Here is a 13,634-nt window from a genome sequence, read left to right on the forward strand (position 1 = left end):
GGGAGGGGCCGGTGCGGGACGAAGAGCGCGGCACACGGGGTCTGCCCGGTGGCCGGGGAGGGACGCCGACGAGGGGGCGCGAGGCCCCGGTGGAGCCGGCCCTCACCAGCATCCCCGAGCAGCAGGCCAGGCCGCACCCCGAGGACCCGGAGCAGCCGGGTCCGTCGACTGTGGCTGACGCGTCGGAGCAGGCAGAGCCGACCGCCCAGGAGGAGCGCGCCAAGCCCTCCGCCCGGGGCGGCGCGCAACGGGCGGGATACATGAGCGAACACGGTGAGCAGCAGCACACCCGGCACGATCCGCAGGACCGCAGCGGTGCACGCGCGATGTTCATCGAGCTGCGCGAGCTGAAGGACGGCAGTCCCGAGTACGCGGACCTGCGCAACAAGCTGGTCCGTATGCACCTGCCGCTCGTCGAGCACCTGGCCCGCCGCTTCCGCAACCGCGGCGAGCCGCTCGACGACCTGACGCAGGTCGCCACGATCGGCCTGATCAAGTCCGTGGACCGCTTCGACCCGGAGCGCGGCGTGGAGTTCTCCACGTACGCGACGCCCACGGTCGTCGGTGAGATCAAGCGTCACTTCCGCGACAAGGGCTGGGCGGTCCGGGTCCCGCGGCGTCTCCAGGAGCTGCGGCTCGCGCTGACCACGGCGACCGCGGAGCTGTCCCAGCTGCACGGCCGCTCACCCACGGTGCACGAGCTCGCCGAGAAGCTGGGCATCTCCGAGGAGGAGGTCCTGGAGGGCCTGGAGTCGGCCAACGCCTACTCCACGCTGTCCCTGGACGTCCCGGACACGGACGACGAGTCCCCGGCGGTCGCGGACACCCTGGGCTCGGAGGACGAGGCCCTGGAGGGCGTCGAGTACAGGGAGTCCCTCAAACCGCTCCTGGAAGACCTTCCACCGCGCGAGAAGCGCATCCTGCTGCTGCGGTTCTTCGGCAACATGACGCAGTCGCAGATCGCCCAGGAGGTCGGCATCTCCCAGATGCACGTCTCCCGGCTTCTCGCCCGCACGCTCGCGCAGCTGCGCGAGAAGCTCCTCGTCGAGGAGTGACGAAGGAGCAGACCGCCCCTCCTGGTCTGCTCCTTCGGAAGGTCTGTCGCCTTCGGAAAGTCTGTCGCTCTCGGAAGGCCTGTCGTGCCGGACGGCTACTTCACGTCGTCCTGTACGTTCCCCGGGCCCTTGATGCCGAGCGCCTCGGTCGTGGCGGGATTGACCAGCAGGACGAGCGCGGCCACCGCGACCGCGGCGAGCGCGATGCCGCCCGGGATGGCCACGCTGTCGGCCTGCAGCAGCTGCCAGGCCACCGGAAGCGCCATGATCTGCGTGATGATGGCGGGCCCCCGGCTCCAGCTGCGGCGGCGCAGGAGGCCGCGGGCGGCGAGCAGGGGCAGGAGCGCGAGGACGATCAGCGTGACGCCGCCCGTCGTGGCCTGTTCCGGGTTGTCGGGGTCACCCGCGAGGCCCATCACGAGCATGTAGACACCGGCGGCGATGAGTGCGACGCCCTCCAGCGCGGCAAGGGCCGCTGCGGCCGTCAGACGTCCGGGACGGGGGCCTGATTCCGGGGCTTCGGGGGTGGGGTTCCGCTGTGTACTCACCCTTGCAGGGTAGCTGTGCGTGTCCGTGCTCCGGCCTCCGGTCCGCCCCCTCGGTCTAGGCCCGTTCATGACCGCTAGGTACGCTGCTTCGCATGCGTGCACTCCTTGTGGTCAACCCGGCGGCAACCACCACCAGCGCGCGCACGCGTGACGTACTGATCCACGCGCTGGCGAGCGAGATGAAACTAGAGGCGGTCACCACGGAGTACCGCGGGCACGCCCGGGACCTCGGAAGACAGGCCGCCGAGAGCAAGGACATCGAGCTCGTCGTCGCGCTCGGCGGGGACGGCACGGTCAACGAGGTCGCCAACGGCCTGCTGCACAACGGCCCCGACCCGGACCGTCTGCCACGCCTCGCCGTCGTCCCCGGCGGCTCCACGAACGTCTTCGCGCGCGCCCTCGGTCTGCCGAACGACGCCGTGGAGGCGACCGGCGCTCTGCTCGACGCCCTGCGTGAGGGAAGTGAACGCACAGTGAGTTTGGGCCACCTGTCGGGAACTCCCGGCACGGAGGACGAGGCGATTCCCGGGCACTGGTTCACCTTCGCCGCCGGATTCGGTTTCGACGCCGGAGTGGTGGGACGGGTCGAACAACAGAGGGAGCGCGGGAAGCGGTCCACCCATGCGCTGTATTTGCGCCAGGTGTTCCGTCAGTTCCTCGACGAGCCGCACCGCAGACACGGAATGATCACGCTGGAACGGGCCGGCGAGGACCCGGTGACCGACCTCGTGCTCTCCATAGTCTGCAATACCTCTCCGTACACCTACCTGGGCAATCGCCCGATGTACGCGTCGCCGCAGGCCTCCTTCGACACCGGCCTCGACGTGCTCGGTCTCAGCAAGCTCTCGACCACCGCGGTGGCCCGCTACGGCACCCAGCTCCTGACGTCGACGCCCGAGCGCGGACCCCACGGCAAGCACGCGGTTACGCTCCATGACCTGACCGACTTCACCTTGCATTCGAAGGTGCCGCTCCCCCTTCAGATGGACGGTGACCACCTGGGGCTGCGCACGAGCGTGACGTTCACAGGCGTACGCCGTGCACTGCGTGTGATTGTGTGAGTGGAAGGGCCCAAACTCCTTTCACTCGAACGTTTAGGCCAGGGTCCACCCCATGGAAGTACGGCTGTGACCCAGTCGACACTGAGGAATCAAAAAAAACTTGCCGGAAGGGGTTGTATCCGCCGCCGAGGTTTGCGAATCTCTACATGGCGATCGGGACGGCCCGCAACATCGGCCCCACAGAAAGCCAGAACCCCCTCCTCAACGCATAGGACATCGTCGCGTATGTGACGAAAGTCCCTTCCGTCGTCGAGGGATTCGTGAAAGCGTTCACATTCACAAGCAAGCTTGTACGTAATACCAAGGAGAGGTAGCAGCCATGGACTGGCGTCACAACGCCGTTTGCCGCGAGGAAGACCCCGAGCTCTTCTTCCCCATCGGCAACACCGGTCCTGCGCTGCTGCAGATCGAGGAAGCCAAGGCCGTCTGCCGCCGCTGCCCCGTCATGGAGCAGTGCCTGCAGTGGGCGCTCGAGTCCGGCCAGGACTCGGGTGTCTGGGGTGGCCTCAGCGAGGACGAGCGCCGCGCAATGAAGCGCCGTGCCGCTCGCAACCGTGCACGCCAGGCAAGCGCCTGACGGTCACGCCCCCCTACGAGCTTTAGCCCGGCGGCGCGTACAGCGAGTACGCATCTCCCGCCCCCGAGCCGCAGCCGCGCAGTACCCCCCGATGCGCAATGCAACGTGAGCAGTGAGCCCCGGACCACTTCGGTCCGGGGCTCACTGCTTTGCGTATGCGCGTTCCGTGGGCGAAGTCCCGTACCCGCGTGCGCTATTTGTCGGCGCGCACTGGGATGTCGAGGATGACCTGCGTGCCGCGCTCCGGGGCGCGCACCATGTCGAACGTGCCGCCCATCTCGCCCTCCACCAGGGTGCGGACGATCTGAAGGCCGAGGTTGCCCGAGCGCTGCGGATCGAAGCCGTCGGGCAGGCCGACGCCGTCGTCCTGGACGGTGATGAGGAGACGGGCGTCCTTGCTGGTGCCGCCGCGCACGGCCGAGACCTCGACCGTGCCGGTGTCCCCCTCCTGGAAGCCGTGCTCCAGGGCGTTCTGCAGAATCTCCGTGAGGACCATCGACAGCGGGGTCGCGACCTCGGCGTCCAGAATGCCGAAGCGGCCGGTGCGCCGGCCGGTGACCTTGCCGGGAGAGATCTCGGCGACCATCGCGAGGACGCGGTCGGCGATCTCGTCGAACTCCACCCGCTCGTCCAGGTTCTGGGACAGCGTCTCGTGCACGATCGCGATGGAGCCCACGCGGCGTACGGCCTCTTCGAGGGCCTCGCGGCCGGTGGCGGAGTCGATGCGGCGCGCCTGGAGGCGTAGGAGAGCGGCGACCGTCTGGAGGTTGTTCTTCACCCGGTGGTGGATCTCCCGGATGGTCGCGTCCTTGGTGATCAACTCCCGCTCGCGACGGCGCAGTTCGGTGACGTCACGGAGCAGGACGAGCGAACCGATGCGCGGGCCCTTGGGCTTGAGCGGGATCGCGCGGAGCTGGATCACGCCGTCGCCTCCCTCGATCTCGAACTCGCGGGGCGCCCAGCCGCTGGCGACCTTGGCGAGCGCCTCGTCCACCGGGCCGCGGGACGGGGCGAGTTCGGCGGTCGCCGTGCCGAGGTGGTGGCCGACCAGGTCCGCCGCGAGGCCGAGTCGGTGGTACGCGGAGAGCGCGTTCGGCGACGCGTACTGGACGATGCCGTCGGCGTCGAGCCGGAGCAGACCGTCGCCCACGCGCGGGGAGGCGTCCATGTCGACCTGCTGGCCGGGGAACGGGAAGGACCCCGCGGCGATCATCTGGGCCAGGTCGGACGCCGACTGAAGGTAGGTCAGCTCAAGGCGCGAGGGGGTGCGCACCGTGAGCAGGTTCGTGTTGCGGGCGATGACCCCGAGGACCCGCCCTTCCCTGCGTACGGGGATGGACTCGACCCGCACCGGGACCTCTTCGCGCCACTCGGGGTCGCCCTCGCGCACGATGCGGCCCTCGTCGAGGGCGGCGTCGAGCAGCGGGCGGCGGCCGCGCGGGACGAGGTGGCCGACCATGTCGTCCTGGTAGGAGGTGGGCCCGGTGTTGGGCCGCATCTGCGCCACGGAGACATAGCGGGTGCCGTCGCGGGTGGGAACCCACAGCACGAGGTCGGCGAAGGAGAGATCGGAGAGCAGCTGCCACTCCGAGACCAGCAGATGCAGCCACTCGAGATCGGAGTCACCGAGAGCGGTGTGCTGGCGTACGAGGTCGTTCATGGAGGGCACGTGTGCGAGCGTACCTGGCACGTCCGGCGGGCCCGCTCCGGGCGATTCCCGACGAGCCGCGGCGCCAGGGCGGGACCCTCAACCCACCCACGGCACCGCAGCCCTTCAGGAACACCGACCACCGGAATGTGCGGTACCGGACGGTCGATCTAAGGATCCGACACGGTCAGGGCAGAGAGTGCCGGTTCCTCGGTCCGCCCTCCTGTGCGGGAAGGGCGGATGCTTTTACCAACGCATTGTGGACTAGACCATTCGCTTGTGTCTACGCGTCGGCAGATGTTTGTTGTACATCGGGCCAGACCCGCATGGCCAGCCCGGCCACCGCTTCCAGCTCCTGTCGGCTGGCGCCGTCGCGGGACTGCTGGGACATGCCCTGGAGCACGGCTCCGGTGTAGCGGGCCAGAGCGGGGGCGTCGGTCTCCGGGGGGAGCTCGCCCGCGGCGACGGCGGCCCTTGTGCGGGACTCGATGGAACTGATGTTGGCGTTGCGCCGGTCGCGCAGGCCGGCCTCGATCTCCGGCGTCGTGCAGTTCGTGGCGGCGCAGATGACCAGGCAGCCGTGCGGGTGTCCGGCTTCCGTGTACTTGTCGGCGGCCTCGTACAGCATCCGCGCGACTGCGCCGCGGACGGTCGGCTCCTCCGCGAAGGCGCGCTCGCCGAAGGAGCCGTGCGTCTGGCCGTACAGCAGCACGACCTCCTCGAACAGTGACCTCTTGTCACCGAAGGCCGCGTACATGCTCGGGGCGCCGATGCCCATCGCCCGGGTGAGGTCGGTGACCGACGTCGCCTCGTACCCCTGCTCCCAGAAGGTGCGCAGGGCCTGCTCCAGTGCGGTCTCGCGGTCGAAGGAGCGGGGGCGGCCGCGCTGTTTCGTCGCCATGGAGTGAATTGTATAGCGGCCGCTAGAAAAACGGCGCGGAGTGGGTTACGGTTCTTTCTGTAGCGACCACTAGAGAAATAGGGGGCGGCTCTCATGGGCACGCTTGCGGGGAAGACGGCACTGGTCACGGGCGGCAGCCGCGGTATCGGGCGGGGCATCGCCGAGCGGCTCGGGCGGGACGGCGCGCGGGTCGCCGTGCATTACGGCAGCAATGAGGTGGCGGCGAAGGAGACGGTCACGGCGATCGAGGCCGCGGGCGGCTCCGCCTTCGCGATCGGGACCGAGCTGGGCGTCCCCGGCGACGCCGAGGCCCTCTGGGCCGAGTTCGACCGTCACGCCGACGGCCTGGACATCCTGGTGAACAACGCGGGGATCGGGCTCTACAGCCAGGTGGGAGAGGTCCAGGAGGCGGATTACGACCGGGTGTTCGCGGTCAACGCGAAGGCGCCGTTCTTCATCATCCAGAAGGGCTTGTCGCGGCTGCGCGACGGCGGCCGGATCATCAACATCTCCTCGGGCGTCACCCGCATCGCCTTCCCGATCACGATCGGGTACTCGATGACGAAGGGGGCGCTGAACGTCCTGACGCACACTCTGGCGCAGGACCTGGGTCCGCGCGGGATCACGGTCAACGCGGTGGCGCCGGGGATCATCGAGACGGAGATGATGGACGGGATTCCCGAGGCACAGCGCGCCGATATGGCCGGGTACTCGACCTTCGGCCGCATAGGCCGGCCCGGGGATGTGGCGGACATCGTCAGCTTCGTCGCCTCGGACGACGCACGGTGGATCACCGGTCAGTACATCGACGCGACGGGCGGCTCGGCGCTCGGGGTGTGAGGCCCCGCGCCAAGGGGCTCGACCTGCGGGGGCGCTCCGGAGAGCCGAGCATGGAACGGGAGCGACGCGTCGACGGTAGGCGGAAACGCGTGACGGAAGGCGGGAACCCGAAGCCCCGGAAGCGGGGTACCTGGCGGGCCAGCTCTGCTAGATTGGTCTATACCACATAGCCAGTTGTCCCCCGTGGGTCCTCTCTCCGGGCCCGTGAGCCCTCTCCAGATCGGCAGGCCCAGCGTGGAAGTTGTCATCGTCCCGGACGCCAAGGCAGGCGGCGAGCTCATCGCGGAGGCCATGGCCGCCTTGGTCCGCCGCAAGCCTGACGCCCTGCTCGGTGTCGCCACCGGATCCACCCCGCTGCCCATCTACGAAGCCCTGGCCGCCAAGGTCGGCTCCGGTGCCGTGGACGCGTCGCAGGCGCGGATCTGCCAGCTCGACGAGTACGTGGGGCTGCCCGCCGGGCATCCCGAGTCCTACCGCTCCGTGGTGCTGCGTGAGGTAGTCGAGCCGCTGGGGCTCAGCGAGAAGTCCTTCATGGGGCCCGATGGCAGCGCGCAGGACGTGCAGGCGGCCTGCGAGGCGTACGACCAGGCGCTCGCGGACGCCGGGGGTGTGGACCTCCAGCTGCTCGGGATCGGCACGGACGGGCACATCGGGTTCAACGAACCGTGTTCCTCGCTCGCCTCGCGTACGCGGATCAAGACGCTGACGGAGCAGACGCGGGTGGACAACGCGCGCTTCTTCGACGGGGACATCGAGCAGGTGCCGCACCACGTGATCACGCAGGGGATCGGGACGATCCTCGAGGCGCGGCATCTGGTGCTGCTCGCCACCGGTGAGGGCAAGGCGGACGCGGTGGCCGCGACGGTGGAGGGGCCTGTCGCCGCGATTGTTCCGGCTTCGGCTCTGCAGTTGCACCGGCATGCGACGGTCGTCGTGGACGAGGCGGCTGCCTCCAAGCTGAAGCTCGGCGAGTACTTCCGGGCCACATATGCGGCGAAGCCGGCCTGGCAAGGGCTTTAGTCGGGCCCCTGGGCCCTGAGCGGAGGTGCCGGGCCTGCCCCCTGCTGGGGGCGGGCCCGGCACCTCTCTGGTTGTAGCCACACCTGCCGGTGCGTGGGGGCTCGGCGCGCAGTTCCCCGCGCCCCTTGCGGGGCGCCCCCTGGCGCCTAGCCCCCCGTGATCACCTCTGCTGCCGCCAGGCCGCAGACCCTTGCCGCGCCGTGGGTGGCGATGTGGAGGGAGCCGGTCGGGGGTGATTGGGGGACGCCCATCTCGACCACGATCGTGTCGGGGCGGGCGGACAGCAGGGTGTCCAGGGACTCCGCCATCCACGCGTGGCGGTGGGCGTCGCGGACCACGGCCACGATGCGCCGCTCCCCCGCCTCCGCGAGGGCCAGCGCACCCGCGTCCGCGCCCGTGAAGCTGCCGGTCTCGGTGCCCGGGAGCAGGCGCTCCAGCTCCGCGGCCACGCCCCACGGGGTCTCGTCGCCCACCGCGATGTTGGCCATCGGCGTGAAGGCGGCGACGAACGGAGCTTCGGTGAGCGGGGCCGCGTAGGTCTCGCCCCGGGTGACCGTCAGGGCGCGGCGGGCCGCGACCAGGCCGATCTCGGTGCCGGGCGCGCCCCCCGAACGATCGGCCGCGCCCGACACCGAAGTCCAGTGGGCCAACGCCCGTACCCGCGTGGCCGCGTCGGCGAGGCGCTCCTCGGAGAGCTCGCCCGCGCGCACCGCCCCGACGAGCGCGTCGCGCAGGCGCAGGACCGTGTCGTCGTCCGCGAGGCCGCCGCCCACGCAGATCGCGTCGGCGCCCGCGGCGATGGCGAGGACGCTGCCGCGCTCGATGCCGTAGGTGGCGGAGATGGCCTGCATCTCCATGCCGTCCGTGACGATCAGGCCGTCGTACCCGAGTTCCTCGCGCAGGATGCCCGTCAGGATGCGGCGCGAGAGCGTCGCCGGGTACTCCGCGTCCAGCGACGGGACGAGGATGTGCGCGCTCATCACAGCCCGCGTGCCCGCGGCGATGGCGGCCCGGAACGGCGCGAGGTCACGCGCCCTGAGCACCTCGGGGTCGACGCCGATGCGCGGCACGTCATGGTGCGAGTCGACCGCGGTGTCGCCGTGCCCCGGGAAGTGCTTGGTGCAGGCGGCGACGCCCGCGGACTGCAGCCCCTCGACGTAGGCGGCCGTGTGCCTGGCCACCAGGAGCGGGTCGGCGCCGAAGGAGCGCACGCCGATGACGGGGTTGTCCGGGTTGGAGTTGACGTCGGCGGACGGCGCCCAGTTGAGGTTGACGCCGCACGCGGCGAGCCGGCGGCCCAGCTCGGCGGCCACGTCACGAGTGAGCGCCGTGTCGTCGACCGCGCCGAGCGCGTGGTTGCCGGGGAAGGAGGAGCCGGAGCGGACCTCCAGGCGGGTCACGTCACCGCCCTCCTCGTCGATGGCTACCAGGACGTCGTCGCGCTCGGCACGCAACTGGGCCGTCAGTGCGGCCAGTTGTTCGGGCGAGGCGATGTTGCGGCCGAACAGGCCGACCGATGCGAGGCCTTCACCGATCCTGCGGAGCAGCCAGTCCGGCGCGCTGGTCCCGACGAAGCCGGGCTGCAGGACGGTCAGGGCGTCGCGGGTCAGGGTCTCGGTGGGGCTGGTGAGTGTCGTCATATGGCGGTTATCCCTTCACGGCACCGTCGGTCAGACCGCTGACGGCCCTGCGCTGCAGGAAGACGAAGAGGACGAAGATCGGGACGGCGAAGAGCGAGGCGGCGGCCATGGTGGCGCCCCAGTCGTCACCGAAGGCGGTCTGGAAGCCGGACAGCCACACCGGCAGTGTCTTGGCCTCCGCCTCCTTGTTGAGGACAAGAACCAGCGGGAATTCGTTCCAGGCGGTGATGAAGCCGAAGAGCGAGGTCGACATCAGGCCCGGCGCGAGCAGGGGCAGGATCACCCGGCGGAACGCCTGCATCCGGGAACAGCCGTCGACCATCGCCGACTCCTCCAGCTCACGCGGCACCGCGGCGACGAAGCCGCGCAGCGTCAGGAGCGTGAAGGGCAGGATCATCACCATGTAGAACAGCGTCAGCGGAACCAGGCTGTTCAGCATGTCGGCGTCGCGCACGATGATGTAGATCGCGATGACCATGACTTCCCAGGGCGCCATCTGCGCCAGCATGAAGCCGATGATGAAGCCCTTGCGGCCCTTGAAGCGCATCCGGGCGAGTGCGAACGCCGCCGCGAGGCCGATGATCAGCGAGAAGACCACGGCGAGGAGCGTGACGGTGAGGGAGTTGCCGACCATCGTCCAGAAGTGCTCGGCCTCGACGGCCGTCTTGAAGTGCTCGAACGTGGCGTCGGTCGGGAACCACACCGGGTCCTCGCTGATGATGTCGCCGGTCGGCTTGAAGGCCGTGGCGAACATCCAGTAGACCGGGAAGACGAGGCCGATGAAGAGCACGACGGCCACGGCGTTGGGCCAGATGCGACGAAACTTCCACGACCTCGACGAAGCGGTGCGGTTCACAGCTCGTCCTCCTCTTGCTTGAGCACGATCCGCAGGTAGAAGGCGGTCAGGGCCAGCAGGATGACGATGGTGAGCAGCGCGATCGCCGCACCCATGCCGAAGTGCTGGTTGCCCATGCCCTCGATGTAGGCGTAGACGGGCAGGATCTCGGTGAGCCGGTCCGGGCCGCCCTCGTTGAGGGCCATGACCTGCGCGAACGCCTTGAAGACCCAGATGATCTCCAGGAACGTCGTCGCGTAGAGGAAGGGCCGCAGGTAGGGCAGCGTGACGTTCGTGAAGCCCTTCCAGGCGCCGGCGCCGTCGAGCGACGCGGCTTCGTAGAGCTCCTTGGGGATCACCGTCGTCGCGGCGTACAGGTTGATCGCCACGAAGGGGACGGACATCCAGACGATCAGGGTGATGACCACGAAGAACGTGGAGGACTGGCTGCCCATCCAGTCGTAGTCGGCCATCGAGTGCCAGCCGGCCTTGTCCAGGACCCAGTTGACGACGCCGAAGCGCTGCGCGAACAGCCACTGGTAGACGGTGGTCGCCGCGATCACCGGCATCGCCCAGGCGAGCACGAGACCGACCAGGAGGAACGTCCGCATCCGCTTGCCGAGACGGGCGAGCAGCAGGCCTATCAGGGTGCCGATCAGCATGATCAGTGCGACATTGACCGCGGTGAAGGCGATCGAGCGGCCCGTGACGCGCCAGAAGTCCTCGCCGCTGAGGACCTCCTTGAAGTTGTCGATCCCGTTCCACTCCGTGAGGTGGAGGATGAACTGCCTCATGTTGAGGTTCTGGAACGACAGGATCCCGTTGTTGACCAGCGGCCAGCCGAGGAACAGCAGGGTGGCCGCGAGCGCGGGGAGCAGGAGCAGATAGGGGGCGAGCGACCGGGCCCGCTCGCGGGGCTTGCCGGGATCAGCCGGCCGTCCGTCCGTTTTCACGACGTCCGTCGGGCCGGAGGGCGGCCGTTCGGTCTGCACGGTCATGCTCGCCATCTCTTTCGTGGGCATCGCGGAACGCAGCGCTATGCCGGGGCACCGGGCCCGGGGGGATGTCACCCCGGGCCCGAGGTCCCCGGCAGGAGCGCGTCCTTACTGCTTCTGCGCCAGGCGCTTGTTGAGCTCGCCCTCGACCTGCTTGGCCGCGGCGTCGTTCGACTTACCGTTCAGGACCGCGGTCATGTAGTTCTTGATCGGGTTCGGCGGGTTCTCCACCGCGGCCCACTCCGGGATCAGCGGGGTGGTGCCGCCGCCGGCGGTGGCGGGTGCGGCGGCCTCGGCGGCCGCGTTGCCCTTGAGCTGGGCCTCCAGGGCCTTCTTGTTCGGGATGACGCCGCTTTCCTTGGCGAGCGCGCCCTCGTACTTGTCGGACAGCGCGATCTTGAGGAACTCCTTGGCGAGCTCCTGCTTCTTGCTGGTCGCGGCGACGGCGAGGTTCGAGCCGCCGAGGAAGACGCCCTCGGGCTTGGCGGCGGTGGCGCCGGGGATCGTGAAGTAGCCGATGTCCTTCTCGATCTTCGGGTTGGCCTTGATCGCGGTCGCGGCCTCCCAGCTCATGCCGATGAAGGCGCCGGTCTTGCCCTTGGCGAAGACCTCGGCCTGCTGCGGGGTGGCCTCGTCCTTGTTCTTCGGGGCCTTGGAGAGGTCCGCGAACTCCTTGTACGTCTTCATGGCCTTGGCGACCTTGGGGTCGGTCAGGTTGGAGACGTACTTGTCGCCGTCCTTCTTGACCAGATCGGCGCCCTCACCGATGGTCAGGCCGACGAAGTGGTACCAGTTCTGGCCGGGCAGGTAGATCGGCTCGGCGTCCGTCTTCGACTCGATCGTCTTGAGGTTCTCGAGGAACTCCGCGCGGGTCTTGGGCGTCTCCTTGATGCCCGCGTCGGCCCAGACCTTCTTGTTGTAGATGACGACGCGGTTCAGGACGAACCACGGGGCGGCGTACTGCTTGCCATCAACGACCGAGGACTCGTTGATCGACTCGGTCCAGTCGGCGCCGAGCCCTTCCTTGAGGTCGCCGAGCTCGGCGAGGCCGCCGGTCTTGGCGTACGCGGCGGTCTGGGTGTTGCCGATCTCGAAGACGTCCGGCGGGTTCTCCTCGGAGAGGGCGGTCGTCAGCTTCTGCTGGATGCCGTTCCACTGCTGGACTTCGAGATTCAGCTTGGCGCCGGTCTTCTTCTCGAAGGCGGCCTTGACGTCCTTGGTCCAGCCGTCGGGCGTGGAGCCGTCCATCGCCCAGAGCGTCAGGGTCTCCCCCTTGAAGCCGTCCACTCCGGCCTTCTTGTCGTCGCCGTCGTCGCCGCCGCAGGCCGCGATCGAGACCAACATGCCCGCGACACCGATGGCCGCTATGAGCTTGCGCTTCACGTCACCCTCCTCAAGGGATGCCAGTCAACCCCCCACCCGCAGCGACCAAATGGACCGAGATCTGCCCGTGGGACTGGAACCTGGTCTTTAATGGTGTAGACCAGTACGGGGAGCTTGGCCTAGACCTTTAGGGGTGTCAAGGGTGTATAAGAAGGGCTGTCAGGTCCGTTATCGGACCGACACCTGAGCGGGCACAGTACGCCCGGCCCGGTACGTGCCACGATGTGAGCCGCGACAGACGGAGGAGCCGGTGACGGCAGCAGGAAGGCGGGCCATGGGCACCGAGGCGGGGAGTACGGGAACCGACGCGGGCGCGTCCGCGCCCATGGAGGCCACGGACACCGGCTCGGCCCCGGCAGTCGGCCGTACCGCGCGCGTCCCCAAGTACTACCGCCTGAAGCGGCACTTGCTCGACATGACCGAGACGCTGCCGCCGGGCACCCCGGTCCCGCCCGAGCGCACGCTGGCCGCCGAGTTCGACACCTCGCGCACGACGGTGCGCCAGGCCCTGCAGGAGCTGGTCGTCGAGGGCCGCCTGGAGCGGATCCAGGGCAAGGGCACCTTCGTGGCCAAGCCGAAGGTCTCCCAGGCCCTCCAACTCACCTCGTACACCGAGGACATGAGGGCCCAGGGCCTCGAACCGACCTCGCAGCTCCTGGACATCGGCTACATCACCGCCGACGACACCCTCGCCGGGCTGCTCGACATCAGCACGGGCGGCCGGGTGCTCAGGATCGAGCGCCTGCGCCTGGCCAACGGCGAGGCGATGGCCATCGAGACGACGCACCTCTCGGCCAAGCGCTTCCCGGCCCTGCGCCGCTCCCTGGTGAAGTACACCTCCCTCTACACCGCACTCGCCGAGGTGTACGACGTCCATCTCGCGGAGGCCGAGGAGACCATCGAGACCTCCCTCGCCACCCCGCGCGAGGCCGGCCTGCTCGGCACGGACGTGGGCCTGCCGATGCTGCTCCTGTCACGGCACTCCCTGGACGGCGGCGGCCAGCCGGTGGAGTGGGTCCGCTCGGTCTACCGCGGCGACCGCTACAAGTTCGTGGCACGGCTCAAGCGCCCCACGGACTGACCCGCTCCCCTTCAAAGGACTCTTCCGGGGTCTGGCGCGGGGGAACCGTG

Annotated in this window: 13 protein-coding genes; 6 read left to right on the forward strand and 7 right to left on the reverse strand. The window is 69.2% G+C overall.

Annotated elements, in window-relative coordinates:
- Positions 1–11: 11 nt before the first annotated feature.
- The gene (locus ACIBCK_RS28875) at positions 12–1,055 is read left to right on the forward strand and encodes an RNA polymerase sigma factor SigF (protein ID WP_399394915.1); all 1,044 of its coding nucleotides are present in this window, start codon (positions 12–14) and stop codon (positions 1,053–1,055) included.
- A 95-nt stretch (positions 1,056–1,150) separates the two neighbouring features.
- On the opposite strand, the gene ACIBCK_RS28880 is transcribed toward ACIBCK_RS28875, so the two are convergent.
- Positions 1,151–1,603, reverse strand: coding sequence for a hypothetical protein (locus ACIBCK_RS28880; RefSeq protein ID WP_399394917.1), 453 nt, complete (start codon positions 1,601–1,603; stop codon positions 1,151–1,153).
- Between the two features lie 92 nt (positions 1,604–1,695).
- Between ACIBCK_RS28880 and ACIBCK_RS28885 the strand changes: the two genes are divergently transcribed.
- Together ACIBCK_RS28885 and ACIBCK_RS28890 are read left to right on the forward strand one after the other, a co-directional pair.
- Complete coding sequence (locus ACIBCK_RS28885; RefSeq protein ID WP_399394918.1) at positions 1,696–2,664, forward strand: diacylglycerol/lipid kinase family protein; 969 nt, start codon at positions 1,696–1,698, stop codon at positions 2,662–2,664.
- 319 nt (positions 2,665–2,983) lie between these two features.
- Positions 2,984–3,241 carry a WhiB family transcriptional regulator gene (locus ACIBCK_RS28890; RefSeq protein ID WP_016639615.1) on the forward strand — a complete coding sequence of 86 codons (258 nt, stop codon included), beginning with the start codon at positions 2,984–2,986 and terminating at the stop codon, positions 3,239–3,241.
- Between the two features lie 193 nt (positions 3,242–3,434).
- On the opposite strand, the gene ACIBCK_RS28895 is transcribed toward ACIBCK_RS28890, so the two are convergent.
- The gene (locus ACIBCK_RS28895) at positions 3,435–4,901 is read right to left on the reverse strand and encodes a sensor histidine kinase (protein ID WP_399395318.1); all 1,467 of its coding nucleotides are present in this window, start codon (positions 4,899–4,901) and stop codon (positions 3,435–3,437) included.
- A 271-nt stretch (positions 4,902–5,172) separates the two neighbouring features.
- Positions 5,173–5,790, reverse strand: a complete 618-nt coding sequence (locus ACIBCK_RS28900) for a TetR/AcrR family transcriptional regulator (protein WP_399394920.1) — start codon at positions 5,788–5,790, stop codon at positions 5,173–5,175.
- 93 nt (positions 5,791–5,883) lie between these two features.
- Here ACIBCK_RS28900 and ACIBCK_RS28905 point away from each other — a divergent pair, with 93 nt between their 5' ends.
- Both ACIBCK_RS28905 and nagB read left to right on the forward strand, forming a co-directional pair.
- The gene (locus tag ACIBCK_RS28905; RefSeq protein ID WP_399394922.1) at positions 5,884–6,630 is read left to right on the forward strand and encodes an SDR family oxidoreductase; all 747 of its coding nucleotides are present in this window, start codon (positions 5,884–5,886) and stop codon (positions 6,628–6,630) included.
- A gap of 234 nt (positions 6,631–6,864) precedes the next feature.
- Positions 6,865–7,650 (forward strand): glucosamine-6-phosphate deaminase, encoded by a 786-nt coding sequence (gene nagB, locus ACIBCK_RS28910; protein WP_399395320.1) that lies wholly within the window; start codon positions 6,865–6,867, stop codon positions 7,648–7,650.
- A 146-nt stretch (positions 7,651–7,796) separates the two neighbouring features.
- On the opposite strand, the gene ACIBCK_RS28915 is transcribed toward nagB, so the two are convergent.
- From ACIBCK_RS28915 to ACIBCK_RS28930, 4 genes are all read right to left on the reverse strand, one after another.
- Positions 7,797–9,290, reverse strand: coding sequence for a glycoside hydrolase family 3 protein (locus tag ACIBCK_RS28915; RefSeq protein ID WP_399394924.1), 1,494 nt, complete (start codon positions 9,288–9,290; stop codon positions 7,797–7,799).
- A 7-nt stretch (positions 9,291–9,297) separates the two neighbouring features.
- Positions 9,298–10,104, reverse strand: a complete 807-nt coding sequence (locus ACIBCK_RS28920) for a carbohydrate ABC transporter permease (RefSeq protein ID WP_399395323.1) — start codon at positions 10,102–10,104, stop codon at positions 9,298–9,300.
- A gap of 38 nt (positions 10,105–10,142) precedes the next feature.
- A complete protein-coding gene (locus tag ACIBCK_RS28925; protein ID WP_399394926.1) occupies positions 10,143–11,123 on the reverse strand; it encodes a carbohydrate ABC transporter permease in 981 nt (326 codons plus the stop codon).
- Between the two features lie 105 nt (positions 11,124–11,228).
- Positions 11,229–12,503, reverse strand: coding sequence for an extracellular solute-binding protein (locus ACIBCK_RS28930; RefSeq protein ID WP_399394928.1), 1,275 nt, complete (start codon positions 12,501–12,503; stop codon positions 11,229–11,231).
- 274 nt (positions 12,504–12,777) lie between these two features.
- On the opposite strand from ACIBCK_RS28930, the gene ACIBCK_RS28935 reads away from it, so the two are divergent.
- Entirely contained in the window at positions 12,778–13,584 is an 807-nt protein-coding gene (locus ACIBCK_RS28935) for a GntR family transcriptional regulator (protein ID WP_399395324.1), read from the forward strand.
- The last annotated feature ends 50 nt before the right edge of the window (positions 13,585–13,634 follow it).

The organism is Streptomyces sp. NPDC051218, assembly GCF_044455475.1.
Classification (GTDB): Bacteria; Actinomycetota; Actinomycetes; order Streptomycetales; family Streptomycetaceae; genus Streptomyces.

Excerpts from the sequence above, each read along its gene's own strand:
- ACIBCK_RS28885 (WP_399394918.1), top strand. The coding sequence starts at position 1,696 with ATGCGTGCACTCCTTGTGGTCAACCCGGCGGCAACCACCACCAGCGCG.
- ACIBCK_RS28890 (WP_016639615.1), top strand. The coding sequence starts at position 2,984 with ATGGACTGGCGTCACAACGCCGTTTGCCGCGAGGAAGACCCCGAGCTC.
- ACIBCK_RS28895 (WP_399395318.1), bottom strand. The coding sequence starts at position 4,901 with ATGAACGACCTCGTACGCCAGCACACCGCTCTCGGTGACTCCGATCTC.
- ACIBCK_RS28900 (WP_399394920.1), bottom strand. The coding sequence starts at position 5,790 with ATGGCGACGAAACAGCGCGGCCGCCCCCGCTCCTTCGACCGCGAGACC.
- ACIBCK_RS28905 (WP_399394922.1), top strand. The coding sequence starts at position 5,884 with ATGGGCACGCTTGCGGGGAAGACGGCACTGGTCACGGGCGGCAGCCGC.
- ACIBCK_RS28915 (WP_399394924.1), bottom strand. The coding sequence starts at position 9,290 with ATGACGACACTCACCAGCCCCACCGAGACCCTGACCCGCGACGCCCTG.
- ACIBCK_RS28925 (WP_399394926.1), bottom strand. The coding sequence starts at position 11,123 with ATGACCGTGCAGACCGAACGGCCGCCCTCCGGCCCGACGGACGTCGTG.
- ACIBCK_RS28935 (WP_399395324.1), top strand. The coding sequence starts at position 12,778 with ATGGGCACCGAGGCGGGGAGTACGGGAACCGACGCGGGCGCGTCCGCG.